The following is a 25,323-nucleotide window of genomic DNA, read 5'->3' on the forward strand; positions in this document are numbered from 1 at the left end:
AATATAACTCTAATTTATTTCTGCTATTTATTCCATTTATCATGTAAAGCATAAATTATAAATGGAATTAAAACTGTTACTATGAAACTTATTGATAGTATAGTTAAATATTCTGATACACTTTTTCCTGTTAATTGTGATGGTGGTACGAATGAAATAACTAAAGCAAATACTGATACAGCGAATCCTGCTATTGCTACTATCATCTTAAATGTTTTTCCACCTGGTACATGATAAGCACGTTTTAAATCTCCATGTTTTAATATTAAAATAATATATCCTATGAAGAATAATAAATATCCAACTAAGTATATAACAACTGTTAATGATATTGCAGTAAGGAATGAAACGTTATTTCCACCACCGCCAAATGTTAAAACAGCTGCCCATATAGTAACTACTAAACCTTGAACTAATACTAATGGAACTGGAACTTCATGATTATTAACTTCAGTTAATTTTTTAGGTAATAATCCTTTTTTAGCTGCTGCATACATACCTTCTGAAGGACCTACAACCCATGAACTTACTTCTGCCATAACTCCTAAAGCTAATAGTAAAGCTACTATTCTTGTTATCCAATCAAAACTTTCACCTAAGTTTACAACTACTAATTGATGGAATGTTTGAACAACACCAGCACTTAAGTTTAATTGCTCAGCAGGAATAACTGCTGCTACTGTTAAACCACCTACTGTATTAAGAACTATTGCTAATACAACAAGTATAAACATAGCTAATGGATAGTTTTTGCTTGCATTTTCTAATTTATTAACATGTGATGCTGATGCTTCAACTCCCATGTATGCTAATATAAATGATACGAATACAACTAATGTATTTACCTTTGTAAAGTCAGGTATAAGAGCATGTGCACTTAAATCAACGTGTACTGGATTACCTTTTGCTATGTACATTATACCTAATATAAATAATATAATTGCTGGAACTACAACTCCGAAAACAAATCCTGCTTTAGCTATTTTAGCTGTATTTTTAGTTCCTCCAAATTGTGAGAAAGTTAATCCCCAGAATATGATTAAAACACCTATAAATTTTATTAATGGATTACTATTTAATGCTGGCCAATTTAGCACATAAGATAGAGCCCCTAATATAAAATAAATCATTGTAACAAATCCAACTGTTATTTGGAACCATTGGAAGAAGATCGCTGCGAATCCCCATCTTTCACCTAAAGTATTACCTACCCAAGCAAAGATACCGCCTTCTTCCCATCCATCTACAGTTGCCATTTCTGCTGCACATAATGCAACTGGTAAGAACCATAAAAGTCCGCCTACGATTAAGAAAAATACTAAATGAAATCCTGATGTTGCAAATGTAGGGTATTCATATACTGTCATTACCATTGATGCTGTCATAGCAAAGAACCCAAACAAAGTAAGTGTTTTTGCATTTGCACTTGATTTACTTGGCATAATAAACGCCTCCTCTGTTGTTATTGTTTAATTTATAATTTTAGAAACTTAAGTTTAATACTTAAGCTTTAACAATTAACAACTATTACCTAAGACAAAAATTTATCACGCTCTAAATTTTTGTCTTGAATAATAGCTACCAACTATATTTAAATAATAACCTTTGTTAACAATTTATTCAAAAGTTTCATTCTTTCATTTTTCTGTATTAATTATTAATTTATTCTATTAATTTTATTTTTCTCTAAAATACTTCAATTTTCTTTTATTTTCTTCCTCTTTAACTTAATATCATCAAGAGAGTTATTTAATTAACATTTTATTAAAAATTTATTGAATAAATATAAAAAAGAATATTTATTTATTTAAAATTTTATTTTTTCTAATTGACCATATAATAATTTTATATTTAAAAATTATTAATATTTATCCCTATACAAAATTATTAATATTCATATCTATACAAAGATATTTAATTCTTATTTTAAATTGATATTTATAGTTTTATCTTTTATAAAAATAGATTATTAATTATTTTTACTTTATAAATTATCTTTCTTAATTATATAACCCCAATACACTTATCATATGAAAATAAATTTAAACAAAAAAATAAGAGTTAGAGCATAAATACTCTAACTCTTATATTACTTTATACTTCAATCAATATATATTAAACGTAATTAGTTATCTACTACTTACTAGTTTGCAGCAAGTTTTTTGTAGTTTTCTAATCTTTCTTTAGCATCTCTTTCAGTCTTTTCGAATAAAGCTTCAGCAGCTTCTGGGAATGCTTTTGCTAATGCAGCGTATCTAACTTCTCCCATTATGAATTCTCTGAAATCACCAGTTGGTTCTTTAGAGTCTAATGAGAATGGATTCTTACCAGTTTCTTTTAACATTGGGTTGAATCTATACATAGCCCAGTATCCGCATTCAACAGCTCTCTTCTCTTCTAATTGAGAGTTACCCATACCAGCTTTTAATCCGTGGCTGATACATGGAGCGTAAGCTATTATTAATGATGGTCCTTTGTATGCTTCAGCTTCAGCTATAGCTTTAAGAGTTTGGTTCTTATCTGCACCCATAGCTATTTGAGCAACATATACATAACCATAGCTCATAGCCATCATTCCTAAATCTTTCTTCTTAGTTCTCTTACCTGCAGCAGCGAATTTAGCGATAGCAGCAGTTGGAGTTGATTTAGAAGCCTGACCACCAGTATTTGAGTAGATTTCTGTATCCATAACAAGTATGTTTACATCTTCTCCACTAGCTAAAACGTGGTCAACTCCACCGTAACCGATGTCGTAAGCCCATCCGTCTCCACCGAAGATCCATTGTGATCTCTTAGCTAAGTAGTCTTGATCTTTTAATATTTCTTTAGCGAACTCGTTAGTTTCACCTTGTAATGCAGCTACAACAGCGTCAGCTCTATCTCTAGTTCCTTCTCCGTTGTCAACTTCAGCTATCCAAGCTTCTAAAGCTTCTTTAGCTTCTGGTTTAACACCAGCTTCAATTGCTTTTCCAGCAAGATCAACTAATCTTTCTCTTATAGCTTTAACTCCTAAGAACATACCTAATCCGAATTCAGCGTTGTCCTCGAATAATGAGTTAGCCCAAGCTGGTCCATGACCATTGTGGTTAGTTGTGTATGGAGTTGAAGGAGCTGATCCACCCCAGATTGATGAACATCCAGTAGCGTTAGCTATCATCATTCTATCTCCGAATAATTGAGTTATAAGTTTAGCATATGGAGTTTCTCCACATCCAGCACAAGCTCCTGAGAACTCGAATAATGGTTGCTCGAATTGGCTACCTTTAACTGTGTTTTTGTTCATTGGGTTTTTCTTAGGTGCAACATCATTTACACAGTAATCCCAAGCTTCTATTTGATCTTCTTGAGTATGTTGTGGTTTCATAACTAAAGCTTTTTCCTTAGCAGGACAAACTTGAGCACAGTTTCCACATCCAGTACAGTCTAAAGTACTTACAGCCATAGTGAATTGCATTGGCTCTTCAGTTTTTAATGCTTTAGCAGCAACTAACTTAGTTGAAGCAGGAGCATTTTTAGCTTCTTCCTCAGTTAATAAGAATGGTCTTATTGTAGCATGAGGACAAACGTAAGCACATTGGTTACATTGGATACAGTTGTCTGCTATCCATTCTGGTATGTTTATACCGATTCCTCTCTTTTCGTATGCAGCAGTACCTGGTTCGAAAGTACCATCTTCCATTCCGTTGAATGCTGATACAGGAAGTTTATCTCCTTCTAATCTGTTCATTGGTTCAACAATGTTTTTGATGAATGCTGGAACTTCTTTAGCTTCAACAACTTCATCTTTAGCGTTAGCCCACTCAGCTGGAACAGTGATTTCAACGATAGCGTCGATTCCTTTGTCTATAGCAGCGTGGTTCATGTTAACAACTTTTTCACCTTTTTTACCGTATGAAGTTACAACAGCATCTTTTAAGTATTTAACTGCGTCTTCTACTGGTATTATGTTAGCTAGTTTGAAGAATGCTGATTGCATGATCATGTTGATTCTTCCACCTAATCCAACTTCTTGAGCTATCTTAACAGCATTTAAAGTATAGAACTTAATGTTGTTTTCAGCTAAGAATCTCTTATAACTTGCTGGTAAATGTTCAGCAACTTCTTCTGGAGTCCAGATAGTGTTTAATAAGAATGTTCCGTTTTTCTTTAATCCATCTAAAACGAAGTATTTGTTAACATATGATTGGTTATGACAAGCAACGAAATCAGCTTTGTTTATTAAGTAAGGTGATTTTATTGGTTGTTTACCGAATCTTAAGTGAGAAATTGTAACCCCACCTGATTTTTTAGAGTCATATGCAAAGTATCCTTGAGCATACATGTCAGTATGGTCTCCGATGATTTTGATAGCACTCTTGTTAGCTCCAACTGTTCCGTCTGATCCTAATCCCCAGAACTTACAAGCTTTAGTTCCTTCTGGAGTAGTATCTATGTCTCCAACTGGTTCTAATGAAGTGTTAGTTACGTCATCAACTATTGATAAAGTGAATCCATTTTTAGCATCCTCTTTATTTAAGTTTTCGTAAACAGCAACGATATCAGCTGGTACAGTATCTTTTGATCCTAATCCGAATCTACCACCAACTATTACAGGAGCATTTTCTAATCCGTAGAATGCATTCTTAACTTCTAAGTATAGAGGTTCTCCTGCAGCACCTGGTTCTTTAGTTCTATCTAAAACAGCAACCTTTTTAACAGTTTTTGGCATTGCTTTTATTAATCTTTCATTTGAGAATGGTCTGAATAATCTTACTTTGATTAAACCAACTTTTTCTCCTTTAGCGTTTAAGTAGTCTACAGTTTCTTCTATTAAGTCAGTAACTGATCCCATAGCTACGATAACTCTTTCAGCATCTGCTGCTCCATAGTAATCGAAACAGTTGTACTCTCTACCAGTTAACTTAGTGATTTCTTTCATGTAGCTCTCAACTATTTCTGGAACTGCATCGTAGAATTTGTTTACTGCTTCTCTTTCTTGGAAGTAGATGTCTGGGTTTTGAGCTGTACCTCTTGTAACAGGCTTGTTAGGGTTAAGAGCTCTTCTTCTGAACTCTTCTACAGCTTCCATATCTACTAATTCTTTTAATTCATCGTATTGTAAAAGTTCAACTTTTTGTATTTCATGTGATGTTCTGAATCCATCGAAGAAGTTTACGAAAGGTATTCTAGCTTTAAGAGCTGCTAAGTGAGCAACTGCTGATAAATCCATAACCTCTTGAACTGATCCTTCTGCTAACATAGCGAATCCAGTTTGTCTTGCAGCCATAACGTCTTGGTGATCACCGAAGATGTTTAATGCTGAAGTAGCTAATGCTCTAGCTGATACATGGAATACTGATGGTAATAATTCACCAGCTATTTTGTACATGTTTGGTATCATTAATAATAAACCTTGTGAAGCTGTGTAAGTAGTAGTTAAAGCTCCAGCTTGTAATGAACCGTGAACTGCTCCAGCAGCACCTGCTTCTGATTGCATTTCCATTACTTTTACAGGTTGACCAAATATGTTCTTTAATCCTCTTGCACTGTTTTCATCAACCCACTCTGCCATTGGTGATGATGGAGTGATAGGGAATATTGCTGCAACATCAGTGAACGCATATGATATATAAGCGGCAGCTGTGTTACCATCCATAGTTTTCATTTTTCTCATTGCCATTGAGATGACCTCTCTTTCATTAATTTTGTAGATATATAAATTAAAATCTTAAAAATTATAATATATTTAAAGTAATTAATTAAAATTACTTATTAGCATAAGTATTATTTTATTAATTTTTTTGCTAATTCTTTTGCTGAATTAATTTCATCATCGTTTGGTGATTCATTTACAGCTAAGCTACCAACAACGTCGAATCCATAATCTTTCATTCTTTTAACCCATTCAACCATGAATTCTCCATTATCCCAACCATATGATCCAAATAAGATCATTTTTTTGTTGTTATTTGGAGTTAATTTGAATTGATTAACAAATGGTTCCATATCGTATTGTTCTATTCTATTATTATCCATTGAAGGGCTGCCTAAAGCTACTGCATCGGCTTCTAGCACATCTTCTACTTTAGCGTTTGAAACATGTTTTATTAAAACCTCTGCTCCTAAATCTGTTAACTCATCTGCAATAGTGTTTGCTAATACTTCAACATTTCCACCATTGCTCCAATATATTACTGATACTTTACTCATAAAAACACCTCTTATACTTGATAATATATTTTATCTTAAAGCCCAATATTATTTGATACAAAACTAATTTTACTCGACATTAATAATTATACTCTTTGACAGAAATTTTTCAAGTTTCATATTCCGATATTTTGAAACATATTTTTATAGTTTATTCTTAATTCTTGTAAAACTTCTACCATATGCTAAGAATTAACTATAAAAATTTACATATGTGCCGATTTTTTTATTATATCTATGATATTATTAACACCATTGCCTATTTTGCTCATTTTCATGGAATTTAAGTACTTTTCTCTATTTTTTTCTAAATCCTTTATTGATTTTAATAATAATTCTGAATTAAGCTCTTCTTCTTTTATGACCATAGAATATCCACTCTTTTCAAAGGAATTAGCATTTAAAACTTGATCTCCTCTTGAAGCATTAGCTGATAAAGGTATTAATATATTTAACTTTCTAAGAGCTAATAATTCAAATATTGTATTTGCTCCTGCTCTAGATATAACTAAATCTGCTAAAGCCATTAAATCTGGAAGTTCCTCTGATATATACTCATATTGTCTATATCCATCTAAGTTCTTTAATGATTCATCTAAGTTTCCTTTTCCACATAAATGTATAACATTATATTCTTTTAATATCTCATTTAAAATTTTTCTAACGCTTTCATTTATAACTTTTGAACCTAAACTACCACCAATTATCATAAGAACTTTTTTATTTTCTTTGAAGTTACAGAACTTTCTTCCTCTTTCTTTGTCTCCCTTTAAAAGGTCTTCTCTTATTGGAGTTCCTGTTAATTCCCCTTTATTATCCTTTATATATTTTAAACTTTCTGGGAATGTAACACACAGGGTATCACAAAATGGTGATGCTATTTTATTTGCTAATCCAGGGGTTAAATCTGATTCATGAGATACCACAGGAATTTTTTTCATTGAGGCTGCTATTACTACAGGTACTGTAACAAATCCACCCTTTGAAAATATAACATCTGGTTTTTCTTTTGAAAGTATTCTTGAGGCATCCATAACACCTTTTAATACTTTAAAAGGATCTGTAAAGTTTTTTATATCAAAATATCTTCTAAGCTTACCTGATGATATTGAATAATAAGGTATATTTTCCTTAGTTATTATTTCTTTTTCTATACCATTTTTACTTCCTATATATTTTATTTCAAACCCTAACTCTTTTAATTTAGGAACTAAAGCTAAATTTGGGGTAACATGACCTGCAGAACCTCCACCAGTCATAATTATTTTATACTTTTTCAAAAAATCAACTCCCTTAATAAAATGTGATTTTATAATATTTTAAATAAACTATGGTTTTATAAATATTTTTTTGTAATAACTCCTATAATTCCCTCTCATATTTTACTCTATTCTGCACAATATATAAATGCAAACTCAATTAATAGTAATACAAACTCAATTAATAACTAAGGAGGAATGAAAAATGTCACAACATTTAGTACCAGAAGCAAAAAACGGATTATCAAAATTCAAAAATGAAGTAGCAGCTGAAATGGGAGTACCATTCTCAGATTACAATGGAGATTTAAGTTCTAAACAATGCGGAAGCGTTGGTGGAGAAATGGTTAAAAGAATGGTAGAACAATACGAAAAAGGAATTTAACCTGAACCTATTAAAGTCTACTGTTAAATAAAATTAAATATTAATATTGTATATGATTAATTTATGCCTAATTATATACAAAACATTGGAGCAATATTTTAAAATATTGCTCCTTTAATTTTATAATCTAAAGTATTTTACATTAGCTTGAATAGATTTATTCCCATTAAACTCATTTATATTTGGGTAATAAATTAAATCAACGCTAAAGTTGCAATTTCCACCATCTAATACTCTTAATAATTCCTCTTCTCCATATTTATTAGCAAAATCTTCTTTAAATTCCTCAACCTTATTTCCAAAGGCTATGGCATCTATGGTTTTGTAACTATTTCTTAATTTACATCTAAACTTAATTACATTCTGCTCTTTTCCCATTATCCAAACTCTGCTTACTTTAACATCTTTCTCTCCAAAAAGCGGGCTAGAATTTCCTTTTCCAAAGGGTTCTAACTTATCTAAACTATCTACTAATCCATAATTTAAACTTTCTAAAGGTAATTTAACATCTATTCTAACCTTTGGTATTATATCATAATCTGTTAATTTACAGTTTTCTAATAACATATTTCTTAATATAGGTATGTTTTTTTCTTCAACAGATAAACCAGCAGCCATTGGATGTCCTCCAAATTTGCTTATAAGCTCTTTACATTTTGATAATTCCTCAAAAATATTATATTCCTCTATAGACCTTGCAGATCCCTTAGGCATATCTTTTCCTTTAGTCATTATTATTGTAGGAACATTATATTTTTCTTTTATTCTCCCTGCTACAATTCCAGCAATACTTTCATGTATATAAGGATTATAAACTAAAATAACCTTGTCATTTTCCATATTATTATCTTCTATTTGCTTTATTACCATATCAACGCTGTCTTTAGTTAATTCCTGTCTTCTTTGATTAAGCTCAAAAAGCTCCTTAGCTAAAGTATCTGCCCTTTCATCATCTTCAGCTAAAAGCAATTCAACAGATAAGTCAGCTGTTTCAAGTCTTCCAGTGGCATTTATACAAGGGCCTATAACAAACCCTAAGTGATATTGTGCCATTTCCTTTCCTTCAAGACCTGTATATTTCTTTAAAGCTATTAATCCTTTATTTTTAGTATTATTAAGCATTTCTAAGCCATTTTTTACTATTATTCTATTTTCTCCTAATAGATCAACTACATCACACACAGTAGCAATTGCACAAATCTCTAATAATTCTAAAGCTTCCTTCTGTGGAATCCCTAGTTCTTTATATAATGCACATATAAATTTAAAGGCAATTCCTGCTCCACATAGGGATTTAAATGGATAATTACAGTCTTCTTGTTTAGGATTTATAACAGCATAAGCCTTTGGAACTTCTTTATTTATCTCTCCATTTTCATCTTTAACTAAAGGAATATCATGATGATCTGTTAATATTACATCCATGCCTAAATTCTCAGCTAAATCTATTTCTTCAAAGGCTGCAATTCCATTGTCACAAGTTAAAATAACCTTAGTGCCCTCTTCCTTTAAAATTTTAACTCTCTTAGAGTTCATACCATACCCTTCATCTTCCCTATCTGGAATATGATAATTAAAGTTAGCATTGCATCTTTTTAACCCTTTATAAAGAATTGAAGTACTTGATACACCGTCGCAATCATAATCTCCATATATGGTTATTTTATCTCCCTTTTCTATGGCTTCTTTTACCCTTTTAACCCCTTTCTCCATATCTTTCATAAGATAAGGGTTATTTAAATTTTCAATTCCACCAAATAAAAATTCACGTGCATCTTTTTCATCTTTTATATTTCTATTCACTAAAAGGATAGATGTTAATAAATCTATATTTAATTCTTCCTTTAAATTTTCTATTTCATCTCTTTTTCTTTGTTTAAGTAGCCACTGCTCTCTCACGCCATCACCTCTTAGTTAATTATTTGCACAATGGATTTCTTTAAAACTCTTTTAATTAAATTTTTCATATCTTTTAAACTTAAGTTTTCAACTAAGTTTAATTCTTCAAAAATATATTCTCCTCTATTAAACATAGTTTCATATATAGCCATTCTATTAGCAAGAACTATACTTTTTTCTAAATCTAATGAATTTTTAAGCTTAAATCTCTTTATTAGTTTATTTAATCCCTCTTCACTTAAATAATCTTCTATATCCATAGCCTTTGATATACACTTTTCAATAAGTCCTAAGGCTTCTTCTTCCTTTTCCTTAGAGGTTCCTAAATAAATTTTAAATAATCTTATTCCCTTTTCATACTTAACTTCACTATAAACTTCATAAGCTAGTCCATTCTTAGTTCTAATTTCATCGTATAATACGGAGCTTACCCCTTCACCAAACCAAAGATTAAATACCTTAAGTAAAGTTACCTCTTCCATACTTAAATCATTTATATCAAATAAACAGCATATTTTTGCCCCAGTATTTCCCTCTATCTTTTTAGAGAATATGCCACAATTAATATTTCTTTCTAAATTATATTTAGATATTTTTCCTCTCTTTGCTCTATTAAAATTTTTCTCTACAATCTCTTTTACTTCTTCTAAAGAAAGAGAGGAAACAACTGAGACAATCATATTTTCACTTAGATAATTTCTTTCATAAAAATCTTTTAACCCTTGAAAACTTATAGCTTCTATATGATTTTTTTCTCCTATTATTAAGTTTCCTATTCTTTCATCTGGTAAGCCATTCATTAAAGCAAGGTCCTCTACATGTTGCTCTAAATCTTCTTTCCACTCATCACTTTCTTGTTTTATAACATTTAATTCTTCTGAAAAACCAAATTCCTGAAGATCTGAATTTAAAACTATATCTGCATATAAAGAAAATCCTTCTTCAAAATCTTCCTTTGCAGTAGTTCCATAATAAATAACATAAGGGAAATTAGTCATAGCATTATTAAATCCAAATAAATCATCTAATTTTTCATTTATCTCATCTTCCTTAAGCTTCTCATTTCCTTTAAATAAAATATGCTCTAGGGCATGTGCCATTCCTATTTCATCTTTATGTTCTACATTAGCTCCGCTCTCTAAGCTTATGCAAAAAGATGTATGTTCTATATCTTTAAATTTATATAATAATCTAACACCATTATTTAAAACTATTTTTTGCATATATTTCCCTCCAAATATATTAAATCTTATTATATTTTAACATACCTAATAAGCTTGTAAAAAAAAAAAGAGCCGTATCAAAACTCAAAAGAAAATTTATAAATGGAATATTTACTATAAACTTCTTAGATTAACTAAGTAATTTTCCAAATATGTTTATAAATTTTATTTGTAAGTTATTTTGATACAACTCTCTTTAAATTATAAAAGTTCTACTTACCTTCTTTTTCTAAGAAAAAGTTAATAAGCATTCCCTCTCTTATTTCCTCTGCTTCTTTTTCATATCCTAACTTTTTTAATATTTCTAATCCAAATACTAAGGCAGTTGCAGGTCCTCTACTAGTTATTATGTTTCCATCCACAACTACTGTGTCCTCTTCTACATAATTAACATTTCCAAGTTCCTCTTTAAACCCTGGATAACTTGTAACCTTCTTTCCTTCAATAACTCCAGCCTTAGCTAAAGCTATTGGAGCTGCACATATTGCAGCCACAATTTTATTTTCTTTATTATATTTCTTTATTAATGATTGTACTTTCTCATTATCTCTAAGATTTGTTGATCCTGGCATTCCACCTGGAAGTACAATTGCATCATAAGTTTCTAAATCATTATCTGATATTAATTTATCACAAAGCACCATTGTTCCATGAGCACTATTAACAGTTCTATTTTCTGTAAGGCTACATGCATGACATGTTACCTTAGCCCTATTACAAACATCTACAACAGATAATGCTTCTATAGTCTCAAAACCTTCTGCTAAAAATACTAATACTTTTTTCATGACCATACCTCCTACTTAATAATTACGTCCCTTATATAGTCTTCCAATACTAAAATCATTAAACTACTTCCTCTTCCTGCTCTATTTTGTAGTTTAATATCTTCAATATTGACTTCAGCCTTTTCTTTTTGCTTAGACTCTAAAATAAGTTTTTCATAATTACTAGTTAATTCTTTTTTATAGTCATTATACGCCTCTAAAGTTTTATCATCAATATCTTCAGATGGTGGTATAACCTTACCAAATATAACCTTATTATCATCTTTTAAGCTTATTCCTGTTACCCCTGAAGCTACTCTTCCCATTGGATTAATAGCTGTAGCTAAAAATTTAATTCCCATACCATTCTTAGTTACTAAGATTACTGTAGCATTTTCAAAATTTATATCTACATTTACTAATTCATCCTTTGGAGTTTTAAACTTATAAGCTATTTGATTATTAAATTCTCCTAAGAACTCTCTTAAAGATGTCTTTTTAACTAATCCTTCTCTTGAGAAGAAGTAAACAAATAAATCTTCACCTATTTTTCCAAACTCATTTATAGGTGCTACTTTTATTATAATTTCATCCTTTTCAAATCCATCTACTAAATCTGAAATATTACTTTCTTCTGTATTTTGAAGTAAGTATGCTGGGAATTTAAATACCTTTCCTTTATTTGAGAAAGCAATTATGTTTCTAAATGAATTAACTTTTACCTTTTCATAAGAATTGCTATTCATATTACTGAAAGTTTTTATATTTCCCTTTTTATTTATTCCTATGATGAATTCTTTATATTCATAGTTATCTACAAATCTTATACTCTTAATTTGGTTACCACTCTTTAATGGTACTAATTGAACTCCTAGTATATTTCTATCTGTAAACTCTAATTCTGGTTCTGAAACAACAAAGTTTAATCCATTAGTTGTTTCAATTTCAACAAATCTTTCTTCATCCTGTGAATCTATTAAAGATACACTTGCTAATAAATCATCATTCTTAAGCTTTATAGCCATCAGCTTTGAGTAAGCAGTAACAAATTTATCTAAAGTAGTCTTCTTTATTAATCCATTAGCAGTTATAAACTTAAAGCATTTGTTTGGAAGGAAATTCTCAATTGATTCAAGAGCAATAATTTTTTCATCTTCTAAACTTAATCCTCTTATTAAATCCTCAAGTCTTTCTCCTTTATCTTTCCATTTCTTATCTGCTACAGAATTACATTTTATTTGATAAACAGTTCCCTTATCAGTGAATATAGCTAAGGTATCCTTAGTATTTGATTTAATAAGGAATTTTAAATAATCTCCTTCTCTATATTCAATTTCATTTTCATCAACATTTGAACGATTATAAGTCTTAAGAGGAAGCTTCTTTATAAATCCTTCATTTGATAGAGTAACCATAACATCTTCTGCTACTATTAACTCTTCTAAATCTATCTTAGCTTCGCTTTCATCTTCTATTAAGGCAGTTCTTCTTTCATCACCATAAACTTCAGCCACTTCTTTTAATTCATCTTTTATAACACCTAAAAGAACTGACTCATTTTCTAAAATTTTTCTAAGTGCCTTTATTTTCTTTGATAACTCTTTATGCTCTTTTTGGAATACTTTTATCTCTAATCCAGTTAATCTATAAAGCATTAATTCTAGAATTGCCTCTGCCTGTAAGTCAGTAAATCCAAATTTTGAAACTAAATTCTCATGAGCATCTTTCTTTGATTTTGAAGCTCTAATTGTAGCTATAACTTCATCCATTATTCCTATAGCCTTTATGAAACCTTCAACTATGTGGAATCTCTTTTCTGCTACTTCTAACTCTCTTTTTGTTCTTCTTGTAACAACATCCTTTTGATGGTTTACATAATGAGATATTATTGTTTTTAATCCCATAGTCTCTGGCTTTCCATCTGCTAAGGCAACCATATTAAAGCTTATGTTACCTTGAAGATCAGTTTTCTTATAAAGATACTTAAGAACCTTATCAGCCATATCGTGATCTACAGCCTTCTTAAATTCTATTACGGCTCTTATACCAGTTCTATCTGACTCATCCCTAATATCCACTATTCCATCTAAAGCTTTAGCATGTCTCTTGTCACCAGTCATATCTGATATTGTTTGAAGTATTCTAGCCTTATTTCTTCTATAAGGGAATTCAGTTATTACTATTCCAAGTCTTCCATTTTCTAAAGTTTCAATTTTAGCCTTAGCTCTTAAAGTTACTTTTCCTTCACCTGTTTCATAAGCAGATAATAGAGTTTTCTCACCAATTAAAACTCCTCCTGTTGGAAGATCTGGCCCTTTTATATAATTCATTAATTCTCTAGTAGTAATTTCATTATTATCTATATAAGCTAAAGTACCATCTATAACTTCTCTTAAATTATGTGGTGGTATATTAGTTGAAAGTCCAACTGCTATACCAAAAGTACCATTTACTAAAAGGTTTGGATATCTAGCTGGTAATACCTTAGGTTCCATTTCAGAATCTGAGTAGTTTGGAACCATATCTACTACATTTTTTTCTATATCTCTAAGCATCTCCATAGATATACTAGAAAGTCTAGCCTCTGTATATCTCATAGCCGCTGCTCCATCTCCATCTATACTTCCCCAGTTTCCGTGTCCATCAATAAGGGGAGCTCTTGTACTAAAATTTTGAGCTAGAATTACCATGGCATCATAAACTGAACTATCTCCATGTGGGTGATATTTACCTAGTATATCCCCTACTATTCTAGCTGATTTGTAATAAGGTTTATCTGGAAAAGCCTTTAACATATATGCACCATATAAAATTCTTCTGTGTACAGGCTTTAATCCATCTCTTACATCTGGAAGTGCTCTATCCTTAGCAACTTCTACTGCATAAGGTAAATAGTTATCAGGCATAACCTCTTCAAGAGGCATTCTAATAATATTATTATCCTTAGGTATTTCAATATTCTTCTTAGCCATTTAATCTCCTCCTTTAGAACTCAGCATACTTATACATATAGTTCTTTCTAGGCTGAACAACATCACCCATTAATAAAGAAACCATTTTTTCAGCCTTAGCGGCATCTTCTATAGTAACTTGTACTAAAGTTCTTGTTTCTGGATTTAAAGTTGTCTCCCATAATTGGTCTGGATTCATTTCTCCAAGTCCTTTAAATCTTTGAATAGTTGCTCCCTTTCCTACCTTCTTTTTAACTTCTTCTAATTCGTCATCACTATAAGCATAAAGAATCTTATCTTTACCCTTACCTGATTTAGCAACTTTATAAAGAGGTGGTTGTGCTAAATAAAGATGACCATTAGCTATAAGAGGTCTCATGTATCTATAGATATATGTCATCCAAAGAGTTCTTATATGATATCCATCTACGTCAGCATCACTCATTATTATTATTTTGTCATATTTTAAATCTTCTTCATTATAATTATCTAAAATTCCTGTACCTATGGCAGTGTTAAAGATTTTTAATTCCTCAGAAGCTATAACATTTTCTAACTTTTGTTTTTCTGTATTCATTATTTTACCTTTTGAAGGCATTATTGTTTGGAATCTTCTATCTCTAGCTTGCTTAGCTGATCCACCTGCTGAATCTCCCTCAACTACTATGAATTCATTAGCTTCTTTATTTTTTAATGTGCATACTGCAACCTTTCCTGCTAAAGGTGCTGTTCCTTTTCCTATTTTCTTTCTCTCTGCATCATTAATCTTTTTAATTTTTTCTCTTCTAGCAGCTGCATCTAAGGCATTATTTATAATCATAGTTGCAACTTCTTTATTATCCTCTATCCAATGACCAAACTTAGTGTAAGCTAAATCATTCATCATTGTGTAAGCTTCATTATTTCCAAGCTTAGTTTTTGTTTGACCTTCAAAGACTGGATTTGTGATTTTTATTCTGACAATAGCTGTCATACCTTCTCTTAAATCATCACCTTCAAATTCCTTATCTTTTTCTTTTATAAGGTTAAGCTTTTTAGCCCATTCTTTAAAAGCACGAGTCATTCCTGTTTTAAAACCAGTCTCATGAGTACCAGCTTCTGTAGTAGGAATATTATTTACGTAACTAACTATATTCTCTGTTGTTGAATCAGTAAATTGAAGACATATCTCTCCATACATTTGTATGTTATTTACTTCTTTTTCTCCTTCAAATAAAACAGGAGTTGGATGCAGAGGGGTTTTACTTTCATTTAAATAATCTATAAAGTCTAAAAGTCCTCTTTCAGAGTAATATTCTTTACTTACGCTTTCTTCTTTTCTATTATCAATAAGTTCTAATCTTATTCCTTTATTTTGGAAAGCTAATTCTTGTAATCTTTCATCTATTATGTCAAATTTAAAATCTGATGTTGAAAATACTTCTCTATCTGGTAAAAAAGTAACCTTTGTTCCAGTTTCCTTAGATTCTCCTACTACTTCTAATGGAGTTACTGGTGTTCCTGGCATATCTTTTTTAAGCTCTTTGTCATAAGCATATTCAAATCTTTGTCTATATATTTTTCCATTTTGTTTTACTTCAACTTCTAGCCATCTTGATAAGGCATTAACAACGGCTGCTCCAACACCATGAAGTCCTCCAGAAGTCTTATAGTTTTGGTTATTAAACTTACCACCAGTGTGAAGCTCTGTAAATACCATTTCAACACCAGTTTTTTTCTTTATTGGATGCATTCCCGTAGGAATTCCTCTTCCATTATCTATTACAGTTACACTTTTATCTTTATTTAAAATAACCTTAGCCTTATTTCCATATCCATTTGATATTTCGTCTATAGAGTTATCTAATATTTCCCATATACAATGATGAAGTCCCTTGCTTCCTGTAGAACCTATGTACATTCCTGGTCTTACTCTTACTGGTTCTAACTTTTCTAAAGAAGTTAAAGAGGTAACATCATAATTGTTATTTTTATTGCTCATATACATCCTCCCTTAATTCCTCTGAAATCTCTTTATATATTTCCTCTAATTTAAATAATTCATTTTCTATGTCATTTATCTCTAATTCATTTCTAAATGTTTTTTTCTTTGCACTTGTTCCATATCTAGGATCATAATATTTTTCCATAAGTTCTAAGGCTACTTTCTTATAGTCACCTTTGGCTACTAAGTCTTTATATTGTTCCACTCTTTCTTGACTTATATGCTTTTTAAGAACTCCTAAAGCTTCATCTAATTGTTCATTTACATTTTCAAAGGCAGTATATTCCTTAACTAATCTCTCTGCTCTAATCTCTGGATCTGCACTTATTTTAAGTTTTGCACCTTCATACATCTTTTCAAATAAAGGATCAGGTATTAGAATTCTTCCTATTCTTTTACTTTCTCCTTCAATAAATACAATGTTAGAATTTCTATGTCTAAGTTTATCATAAACTAATGCATCAAATCTCTTTTGAGTATTGCAATCACCTAATCCAACTCCTCCAAGAATTGAACCTCTATGATTTGCGCATCCTTCTAAGTCTAAAACATCATATCCCTTTTCTTCTAATTTATATAGCATTTCTGTTTTTCCTACACCAGTATTTCCGTATAATACTATAAAATCAATTTCCTTTGAGAATTCTTCTATTTTATTTATTATAAAACTTCTATATGCTTTATATCCGCCTTCTAATTTATAACAATTTATTCCTAAACTATTTAGTAATGAATGTAGACTTCCACTTCTCATTCCACCTCTTGCACAAAAAATAACAAGTTTTTTACCATGCTTATTTCTATAAAGCTCTTGAACTTGTTTAAATATTTCAGGCAATCTTCTAGAGATGAATTCTATTCCTTGCTCTTTTGCAGCCTCTGCACTTTCTCTAACATATAAAGTTCCGACTACATCTCTCTCTTCATTTAAAAGCACTGGAATATTTACAGACCCTATCATAGGCTCTTCAAAGGCTTCCTTTTGGCTTCTAACATCTATAAAGATATACTCGTCCTCATGTCCATATATCTCCTCATAACTTATTAATCCAAACATTTATATATCATCCTTTCAATTTACTAAAATAGTATAATTCTTTAAAAATACATTGTCAAACATTTGTTCCCGTCGAACATATCTTTATAGTACTTCACGATTATTAATTATATCAAAAGATTTTAAAATACAAAAACTTACCTTATTTAAATAAATATCTTCTAATAATATTGTCAACTTTATACTCCCGTAATCATTTTTACAGCAAAAATATAAGACATCCATTAATGGATGTCTTATAATAATTAAACTTCGTATATTCCGATTTGTCTAACGTGTTTAGTATGTGACCATTCTTTTTTATCTTTATCGATTATACCTTGGATTGTTATTGGTATCCAAGTTAATATGTATAATGGATAAATTAAATATCTATAGAATATTTGGAAATTTCTCTTTCCTAGGAATAATAATGTTCCTATTAAGAATATTCCTATATAAGCCACATTGAATAATGTTAATAACATTATATTGTCTAATATACCTAATTGATTTATTAGGTATGGTTGTATAAATACGTTACATGCATATAGTCCTAAAACTACGAATAACTTTCCGCTCATCTTTTTATCAAACAATAAAGCAAATGGTGTTAATAAGAATTGGAATACACAGAATAATTGCCATACTGTGGCATTAAATAAATAACTTATAACGAATATTCCAAGACCATCTACTGCTCTTATTTGTACGAAAGTTAATAAACCAGCTAATCCAGTTGCTAAAGTAACAAATGGTTGCATTACATATAAAGTACAGTCAAAAGCAACTAAGCTTCTATCTTTTATAGATTTCTTTAAAAGTTTCATTCCATATCTAGTAGCAACATCTGCAAATCCTTGCATCCATCTCTTTCTTTGGTTCCATGAAGCTTTTAAAGTTAATGGTTTTTCATCATATATTATGGCATCATGTGCCCAACCTACTTTTTCTCCATTTAATATAAGCTTACAACTAAACTCTAAGTCTTCTGTTAAGCAAGTAGCTCCCCATCCTAACTTTTTAAGAGTTGCAGTATCTATAACGAATCCTGTTCCACCTATTTGAGCTGATAAACCTATATTACTCTTAGCTAATTGAAGCATTCTATTAGCTGATGTAAATGCTATGGCATAAGATTCTGTTATCCATGAATCCTGTGGATTCTTAGAATCTATATATCCTTGAACAACTTTAAATCCTTCACACATTTTATTGTTCATTTCTTTTAAGAAATTCTTATCAACTAAGTTATCGGCATCAAAAACTGCTATTCCATCGTAATGAGTATCCATTTTGAATATTTTATCAAACATCCATTCTAATGCGAAACCCTTACCTCTCTTCTCTTTATTAAATCTTTCAAATACATTTGCCCCTGCTGCTCTTGCAATCTTAGCAGTATTATCAGTACAGTTATCTGCAATAACAAATATATCATATAATTCTTTTGGATAATCTAAATGTTTTAAACTTTCAACTAGATTTTCTATAACTACTTCTTCATTATGGGCTGCTACAAGCATTGCAAATTTCTTTTGAGGCTCAAAAGTCTTTGTATCTTTTTTCTTATAGAATCCAAATAACGCTATGAATAAATAGTATAGCATTAGAGCAAATACGCCTATTTGAAAAATAGCTGTTACCCAAAATATATACTTTTCCATAAATTCCACTCCTATAATTTAAATTAACCTCTGACATTATAACAGTTGTTTATATATTTTGTAAAATATATTTTTTTGTTATTTTTTAATAAATTATCAAAAAAACATGATAAATGGAATAAAATCATCAATTTAGAATAAATATCATCGTAAAATTTTCATAGCAATTGATTCATAAAACAAAATATATTTTATGAATCAATTGCACCAAAACTTAAAATATTTATTCATCTATTTTATATGTTTTAAACCTCTAAAAATTCAGTTCCATATTTTTTTGAAATAATCTTTTTATTGTAAACAACCATTATTCAATAAAGGTTCCTCTTGAATTTTCCTAAGAAATTTTTAAATTTCTTTCTTATTAGCATTTAATTAATAGTGTTTTACTAACCATATAATCGTCATGTTCTTCAGTGTATTAATCTAAGTCTAAAACTTCACCCCATCTTTTAAACCTTTTACAAAGATTTTCATATACCCTATAGTTACATTAACATCACTGTCCTTTAGATTTAATTTAAATTTATATATTTAATTACAATAAACCAAATTTACAAACTTCTTATATATCCTTAAATCTAAATATATCTTTTTTCATAATATAATTTTGCCATATAACCCCCTTATGAATTATTACAAATTTATTAATTTATAAATAAAAGCAATGATTACTGTAGTTTTATATTTTGTTAATTTAGAATAATTTTACTATCTATATTATAATAATTCTTTATATTTAATTATTAAAGTAATACTTAAAAGTTAATACGTTTCTAAAACTTTTTGTTTTATTTTTTTATTTAAATGCAAAATATATAATTAATATTTTGAAAAGGATTGATTATATATGAAAATAGGATATGCTTGTACTCCAATAACTACAAATGCTAGAACAAATCGCAGAATATTACTAAAGGATTTTTCTAAGGATAAATCCCTTTCTATTACAAAGCAAAATTTAGATGATTTACAAAAAATATTAGAATGGAATATTAAAAATAATATTTACTTATTTAGAATAGGCTCAGACATTATCCCCTTAGGTTCCCATGAAATAAATAATATAAGCTGGCAAAAAGAATTTAAAGATAAGTTAGAAGACATAGGAACTTTTATTAAGAATAATAAAATTAGAGTTTCTATGCATCCTGGTCAATATACAGTAATAAACACCCCTAAGGAGGATGTATTATTCAAATCTATAAAGGATATTGAGTATCACTGTGAGTTTTTAGACTCCTTAAATGTAGATTATAAAAATAAAATAATACTTCATATAGGAGGGGTATATGGAGATAAAAAATTAGCAAAGGAAAACTTTTTAAAGGGATTTAAAAAGCTTTCAGATTCTTCTAAAAAGCGATTAGTCATAGAAAATGATGAAAGAAATTTTTCTCTAGATGATGTATTAGATATTTCTAGTAAAATAAATATTCCTGTTATATTTGATAATTTACATAATATATGCTATGGGGATAATTCTTATAGTTTAAAAGAAATTTACTCACTTGTTATTAAAACATGGAATAAAGAGTTAGATGGAAATATGAAAGTACATTATAGTGAGCAGGATATTTTTAAAAAGAAAGGGTCCCACTCTCCTTCAATTTCTATAAATAGTTTTTTAGAATATTATGAGGAGGTTAAAGAGTTTTCTCCTGACATAATGTTAGAGGTTAAGGATAAGGATATTTCTGCAATTAAGTGTATAAACGCCTTAAAAGAAATAAATAAAACATTAAACTCTAAAGCTTATAGGGAAGAGATAGAAAATTATAAATTACTTTTGCTTCAACATGATAAAGACTTTCAGAAAAAGCTTAACTCCTTTTCTAAAGGTTTAATAGAATTTTATAATTATTTAGATAAATTATTACTATCTCCTAAGGATATTATAGGATTTAAATACTCTTTAGAACTAGCTTTTAATATTTTAAAAGATCATATAAGTAATAGGGAAAGCCTATATTTTAAAAAGCTAATTAATGAAAAAGAATTTGAAAAAGCTAAAGTTTATTTAACAAAGTTAGTAAAAAAATTAGAGTTTCCACCTAAGGAATTATCTTATTATATTTCTCAGTCTTAAGCTTACTCTCCCTCCAAAATTGTCACAATTTATATATTAATAAAATATATTGGAATTAACAGTAAAATTTTGGAGGCAGAAAAAGTGAGCTTTTTAAGTATACTTCTTTTTGTAATTGCTGCAAGTTTAGATATACTTGTTGTTTCTTTAGCATATGGTTTAAAAGACATAAAAATAAATTTTTCAAGTACCCTTGTCATAGCATCCATATCTGCTTTAGGAACTTTTATTTCAATGATACTTGGAAAATTTTTAGTGGATTTAATTCCTGTTAAATTAGGAGATATTATAGGTGGTTTAGTTCTTCTTTTATTAGGTTTTTATTCTATATATTCTTATTTCAAAGAGAAAAAAATCCTAACCTCACATAATAGTGAGAATAATTCCTCTCCCACCTTTATATTAGAAAACCCAGAAGTTGCAGATAAAGATAAATCTGGTAATATTGATTTTAAAGAATCCCTAGCCTTATCCTTGGCCCTAGCTTTAAACAACTTTGGTTTAGGAATAGGTGCTAGCATCTCTGGACTTAATATTGCCTTTACAACAATATCAACCTTTATTATTTCATTGATATTTATCTCTTTAGGCTTCTATTTATCAAAAACAATAAAAAGTAAAAATATTTCAAAAAACAGTAACTTAATTGCAGGAATAATAATCATTATATTATCACTATTTATTATTTTTTAGATACAATTAAGTTTTATTCAAAATATAAAAATACATTGCCATACAAAAAGCAACTATAAATTCTTAAATAAATTAACTTTAAATAAAATATAAAAGGCCTTACTCTAGTAAATTAACTAAAGTATGACCTTTTCATATTTTTTAAAATTATTTAAATAATATTTTTGTATTAAACTGTTGTTATATCAACATCCTCTGAGTAATCTACTCCCTCTAAACCAAATCCAAATAACTTGAAGAATTCCTTTTTAAAATCTTCTGCATCACTTAATTCAAAAACATTCTCACTAGTTATTTGTGGCCATATTTCCTCAATAGCCTTTTGTACATCCTCAGCCATCTCTAAATCATCTATTCTAATTCTATTTTCTGAGTCTAAATTTAATTTTCCTTCGTAAAGCTCTTTAAACATTCTGTATATTTGCTCAATACAACCCTCATGAGTACCTTTTTCTTTCATAACCTTATAAAGAATTGAAATATATAAAGATACTATTGGAATAGCTGAGCTAGCTTGCGTTACTAAAGCTTTATTTACAGATATATATCCTTCTCCATCTAATGATTTTAAAACCTTATTTATCTCTCCTGCAGTTTTTTCTAAATCATTTTTAGCTCTTCCTATAGTTCCTTCTCTATATATTGGATAGGTAACTTCTGGTCCAATATATGAATAAGCTATTGTTTTAACGCCCTTTTCTAAAACATCAGCTTCTTTTAATGCTTCAATCCATAGCATCCAGTCTTCTCCACCCATTACTTTTCTAGTACCTTCTATTTCCTCCTCTGTAGCTGGATTAATAGTAATATCCTGTATTTCTCCTGTGTGGAAATCTAAAGTTTTACTAGTAAATGGAGCTCCTACAGTTTTTAAACAAGAACTATAAACTTCTCCTGAAACAGGATCCTTTCTCTTTGGAGCTGCTAAGGAATATATAACTAAATCTACTTTTCCCATATTTTCTTTTATTAAGTCTATAACTTCACTTTTAACCTCATTAGAAAAAGCATCTCCATTTACTGATATGAATTTCTTTCCTTCACCTTCTGAAAATTTCTTTAATGATTCTATGTTATACCAACCTGCTGAAGCTGTTCTTTTCCCTTTTGCCTCTCTCTCAAATGAAACACCTAAAACTTCCGCATCACATGCTTCTGAAGCCACAATAGCACTTGCTAATCCATATCCAGTGGAAGCCCCTAATACAAGTACTCTTTTAGCTCCCTCTATCTTTCCATTTTCTTTTACGTACTCTATTTGATTCTCAACATTTTTTTTGCAACCTGTAGGATGTGATGTAGTACATATAAATCCTCTAAACTTTGGTTCTACTATCATTAAGATTTCTCTCCCTTCTTCTTTTCCATTTATTATTTTTAAAGGCTCATATTTTCTTTAGCCCTTTATCTATTCTTTTTAATCTCTGACAATATTTTGTTTGATTATCAAAATATATTGTAATTATCATATTATCATATTTCATATATTTTGTCATTATAATTAATCTAATAAAATCACCAAATATAATTATATAATTGTATAAAAAAAAGACACTCTATAGAGTGCCTTTTTTTACTAATTAAGTTCTAACTTTGTTGCTGTAGCTTCTCTTACTGCATCCTCGTATGCTTGTCCGTTAGTTCTCTTAGCTATCTTAGGTAAGATTAAACCTAATCCTATTAATACTAAAGGTGTACCAATATTCATTCCTACTCTGAAAATCCATTCTCCTGAGAATGCTTTAACATCTGTTGGGAACATACCTAAGATACAAGCAAATGCTGTAAATACAAAACACCAAGTACCTATTAACATTGCAAATTTATCATTTTTAACAAATTTGTACTCTGATTTGAACTTTCCTTTTATAGCTTTTCTTAACATTATGTAAGCTAAGAATACCCATAAATATCTCATTGGCATAACAACAGCATTTAATTTTAATAACCAAGTAAATAAAGCATTGAAGTTTCCAATTCCTAAAGCTGGAACTATTATTAATATTCCAACTAAAATAGAAGTCATTATATATCCGTTTATTGGAGCCCCATTCTTATTAGTCTTAGTTAATGCTATTGGAACATATCTTGCATCAGTATCTGATAATAAAACTTTTAATGGAGCATCTATTGAGAATACTAATGCTGAAACTTGAGCTGCAAAGTTTGCTAATGCATATAATATTAATAAAGAATTTCCTATTCCATAATAGTTACCTAACTTTTGGAATGCATAGTAAGCACCATTTAACATTAAGTCATCAGGAACATTATTTGCATCAAACATCATTCCCATTGCTACTGATCCAAGAAGTGCTGTAACTGCAACCATTATAGCTAAGGCTATCATACCTTTTGAGAAACCTTTTTTAGAATCTTTCATGTTATTAACATATGGAGATATCTTTTCAGCTCCTCCAACTGAGAATACTAACATAGCTATAGTGGTAAAATAGGCAAAATCAAATTTCGGTATATAGGTTTTTATAGAAGTCATATTTGGACTTGCTATAGAAGTTCCTGTAATAGCAGGTGCTGTTAACATAAGTATTATATAAAGAATAGACATAACAAACATTGCTGTTCCTGCTATTGTACCTATTTTCCCTAATGAATTTACTCCTCTTGAAGCAATCCATACAAAGAATAAAAATACTACTAAACATACTAATTGAATAATTTTAGAATCTATACCTTTTATAGTGCTTCCATCTTGGAATACTGCCCATCCTAATGAAACAAGTACTGCTTGTGGTTTTTGCGCTAAATAAGGCACATGTACCACCCAATAAGTCCAACCTGCTAAGTAAGCTAATGTAGGTCCCATTGTTTTACCTATCCATGAACTTACTCCACCTTTACTATCTCTAAAAGTTGAGCCTAATTCTCCAACCATAAGTGCATATGGTACGAAATATAAAGCTATTATTAATATCCATGAAGTTACTACGGTTAACCCTTGAGTTGCGAAGTTATTTACTACGTTACCAAAGCCCCAAACTGATACAAAGGCCATTAAACCAAGGTTATACCACATAAGTTTTTTTCCGTCATTACTATTACCCATGTACTTTTCCCTCCTAATCATTAAATTTTAGTAGCTTTCATATAAATTTTCTTAAAAATACTTGTCTATTTTTAAAAGAATTCATAGAAAACTTGTCATAAATTATTTTAACGT

General features: G+C 29.7%; 16 protein-coding genes. 3 read left to right on the forward strand and 13 right to left on the reverse strand.

The genetic code is table 11. The features are described from left to right. Positions 1-23 precede the first annotated feature (23 nt). The 4 genes from gadC to CPF_RS11300 form a co-directional block, all read right to left on the reverse strand. Entirely contained in the window at positions 24-1,442 is a 1,419-nt protein-coding gene (gene gadC, locus CPF_RS11285) for a glutamate:gamma-aminobutyrate antiporter (protein ID WP_003454789.1), read from the reverse strand. Positions 1,443-2,143: 701 nt separating this feature from the next. Continuing rightward, positions 2,144-5,653 (reverse strand): pyruvate:ferredoxin (flavodoxin) oxidoreductase, encoded by a 3,510-nt coding sequence (gene nifJ / locus CPF_RS11290; protein ID WP_025647475.1) that lies wholly within the window; start codon positions 5,651-5,653, stop codon positions 2,144-2,146. A 110-nt stretch (positions 5,654-5,763) separates the two neighbouring features. After that, positions 5,764-6,189: a flavodoxin gene (locus tag CPF_RS11295; RefSeq protein ID WP_003451301.1), complete on the reverse strand. Its 426-nt coding sequence runs from the start codon at positions 6,187-6,189 to the stop codon at positions 5,764-5,766. A 206-nt stretch (positions 6,190-6,395) separates the two neighbouring features. Further along, the gene (locus CPF_RS11300) at positions 6,396-7,469 is read right to left on the reverse strand and encodes an undecaprenyldiphospho-muramoylpentapeptide beta-N-acetylglucosaminyltransferase (protein WP_003451085.1); all 1,074 of its coding nucleotides are present in this window, start codon (positions 7,467-7,469) and stop codon (positions 6,396-6,398) included. A 184-nt stretch (positions 7,470-7,653) separates the two neighbouring features. On the opposite strand from CPF_RS11300, the gene CPF_RS11305 reads away from it, so the two are divergent. After that, positions 7,654-7,833 (forward strand): alpha/beta-type small acid-soluble spore protein, encoded by a 180-nt coding sequence (locus CPF_RS11305; RefSeq protein WP_003451068.1) that lies wholly within the window; start codon positions 7,654-7,656, stop codon positions 7,831-7,833. 120 nt (positions 7,834-7,953) lie between these two features. Here the strand turns inward: CPF_RS11305 and recJ are convergent, their stop codons facing one another. From recJ to CPF_RS11340, 7 genes are all read right to left on the reverse strand, one after another. Beyond that, positions 7,954-9,732, reverse strand: coding sequence for a single-stranded-DNA-specific exonuclease RecJ (recJ, locus tag CPF_RS11310; RefSeq protein WP_011591040.1), 1,779 nt, complete (start codon positions 9,730-9,732; stop codon positions 7,954-7,956). Positions 9,733-9,743: 11 nt separating this feature from the next. After that, positions 9,744-10,955, reverse strand: coding sequence for a M16 family metallopeptidase (locus CPF_RS11315; protein WP_011591041.1), 1,212 nt, complete (start codon positions 10,953-10,955; stop codon positions 9,744-9,746). A 212-nt stretch (positions 10,956-11,167) separates the two neighbouring features. Beyond that, positions 11,168-11,743 (reverse strand): DJ-1 family glyoxalase III, encoded by a 576-nt coding sequence (locus CPF_RS11320; RefSeq protein ID WP_004457853.1) that lies wholly within the window; start codon positions 11,741-11,743, stop codon positions 11,168-11,170. Between the two features lie 11 nt (positions 11,744-11,754). Beyond that, complete coding sequence (locus CPF_RS11325) at positions 11,755-14,694, reverse strand: DNA topoisomerase IV subunit A (RefSeq protein ID WP_004457707.1); 2,940 nt, start codon at positions 14,692-14,694, stop codon at positions 11,755-11,757. 13 nt (positions 14,695-14,707) lie between these two features. Beyond that, a complete protein-coding gene (locus CPF_RS11330; protein ID WP_003451434.1) occupies positions 14,708-16,654 on the reverse strand; it encodes a DNA gyrase/topoisomerase IV subunit B in 1,947 nt (648 codons plus the stop codon). Beyond that, positions 16,644-17,714 (reverse strand): tRNA 2-selenouridine(34) synthase MnmH, encoded by a 1,071-nt coding sequence (mnmH, locus tag CPF_RS11335; protein ID WP_003454987.1) that lies wholly within the window; start codon positions 17,712-17,714, stop codon positions 16,644-16,646. The genes CPF_RS11330 and mnmH overlap by 11 nt, the downstream gene beginning before the upstream one ends. A 245-nt stretch (positions 17,715-17,959) precedes the next feature. Continuing rightward, positions 17,960-19,360, reverse strand: a complete 1,401-nt coding sequence (locus tag CPF_RS11340) for a glycosyltransferase family 2 protein (RefSeq protein ID WP_003451106.1) — start codon at positions 19,358-19,360, stop codon at positions 17,960-17,962. Positions 19,361-20,210: 850 nt separating this feature from the next. Between CPF_RS11340 and uvsE the strand changes: the two genes are divergently transcribed. Together uvsE and ytaF are read left to right on the forward strand one after the other, a co-directional pair. Beyond that, positions 20,211-21,449 (forward strand): UV DNA damage repair endonuclease UvsE, encoded by a 1,239-nt coding sequence (uvsE, locus tag CPF_RS11345; RefSeq protein WP_011591042.1) that lies wholly within the window; start codon positions 20,211-20,213, stop codon positions 21,447-21,449. Between the two features lie 84 nt (positions 21,450-21,533). Next, on the forward strand, positions 21,534-22,142 hold the full coding sequence (gene ytaF / locus CPF_RS11350; RefSeq protein ID WP_003451397.1) for a sporulation membrane protein YtaF: 609 nt from the start codon (positions 21,534-21,536) through the stop codon (positions 22,140-22,142). 169 nt (positions 22,143-22,311) lie between these two features. Here ytaF and fabV read toward each other — a convergent pair whose 3' ends face one another. Beyond that, a complete protein-coding gene (gene fabV, locus CPF_RS11355) occupies positions 22,312-23,481 on the reverse strand; it encodes an enoyl-ACP reductase FabV (RefSeq protein WP_011591043.1) in 1,170 nt (389 codons plus the stop codon). Positions 23,482-23,718: 237 nt separating this feature from the next. Continuing rightward, positions 23,719-25,209 carry an amino acid permease gene (locus tag CPF_RS11360; protein WP_003451678.1) on the reverse strand — a complete coding sequence of 497 codons (1,491 nt, stop codon included), beginning with the start codon at positions 25,207-25,209 and terminating at the stop codon, positions 23,719-23,721. Between the last annotated feature and the right edge of the window lie 114 nt (positions 25,210-25,323).

Origin of the sequence: Clostridium perfringens ATCC 13124 (assembly GCF_000013285.1) — a bacterium.
In the GTDB taxonomy this organism is placed as follows: domain Bacteria; phylum Bacillota; class Clostridia; order Clostridiales; family Clostridiaceae; genus Sarcina; species Sarcina perfringens.

Coding starts and splice junctions, on each gene's coding strand:
- gadC (WP_003454789.1), bottom strand. CDS start 1,442: ATGCCAAGTAAATCAAGTGCAAATGCAAAAACACTTACTTTGTTTGGG.
- nifJ (WP_025647475.1), bottom strand. CDS start 5,653: ATGAGAAAAATGAAAACTATGGATGGTAACACAGCTGCCGCTTATATA.
- CPF_RS11295 (WP_003451301.1), bottom strand. CDS start 6,189: ATGAGTAAAGTATCAGTAATATATTGGAGCAATGGTGGAAATGTTGAA.
- CPF_RS11305 (WP_003451068.1), top strand. CDS start 7,654: ATGTCACAACATTTAGTACCAGAAGCAAAAAACGGATTATCAAAATTC.
- CPF_RS11315 (WP_011591041.1), bottom strand. CDS start 10,955: ATGCAAAAAATAGTTTTAAATAATGGTGTTAGATTATTATATAAATTT.
- CPF_RS11320 (WP_004457853.1), bottom strand. CDS start 11,743: ATGAAAAAAGTATTAGTATTTTTAGCAGAAGGTTTTGAGACTATAGAA.
- CPF_RS11325 (WP_004457707.1), bottom strand. CDS start 14,694: ATGGCTAAGAAGAATATTGAAATACCTAAGGATAATAATATTATTAGA.
- CPF_RS11330 (WP_003451434.1), bottom strand. CDS start 16,654: ATGAGCAATAAAAATAACAATTATGATGTTACCTCTTTAACTTCTTTA.
- mnmH (WP_003454987.1), bottom strand. CDS start 17,714: ATGTTTGGATTAATAAGTTATGAGGAGATATATGGACATGAGGACGAG.
- CPF_RS11340 (WP_003451106.1), bottom strand. CDS start 19,360: ATGGAAAAGTATATATTTTGGGTAACAGCTATTTTTCAAATAGGCGTA.
- uvsE (WP_011591042.1), top strand. CDS start 20,211: ATGAAAATAGGATATGCTTGTACTCCAATAACTACAAATGCTAGAACA.
- fabV (WP_011591043.1), bottom strand. CDS start 23,481: ATGATAGTAGAACCAAAGTTTAGAGGATTTATATGTACTACATCACAT.
- CPF_RS11360 (WP_003451678.1), bottom strand. CDS start 25,209: ATGGGTAATAGTAATGACGGAAAAAAACTTATGTGGTATAACCTTGGT.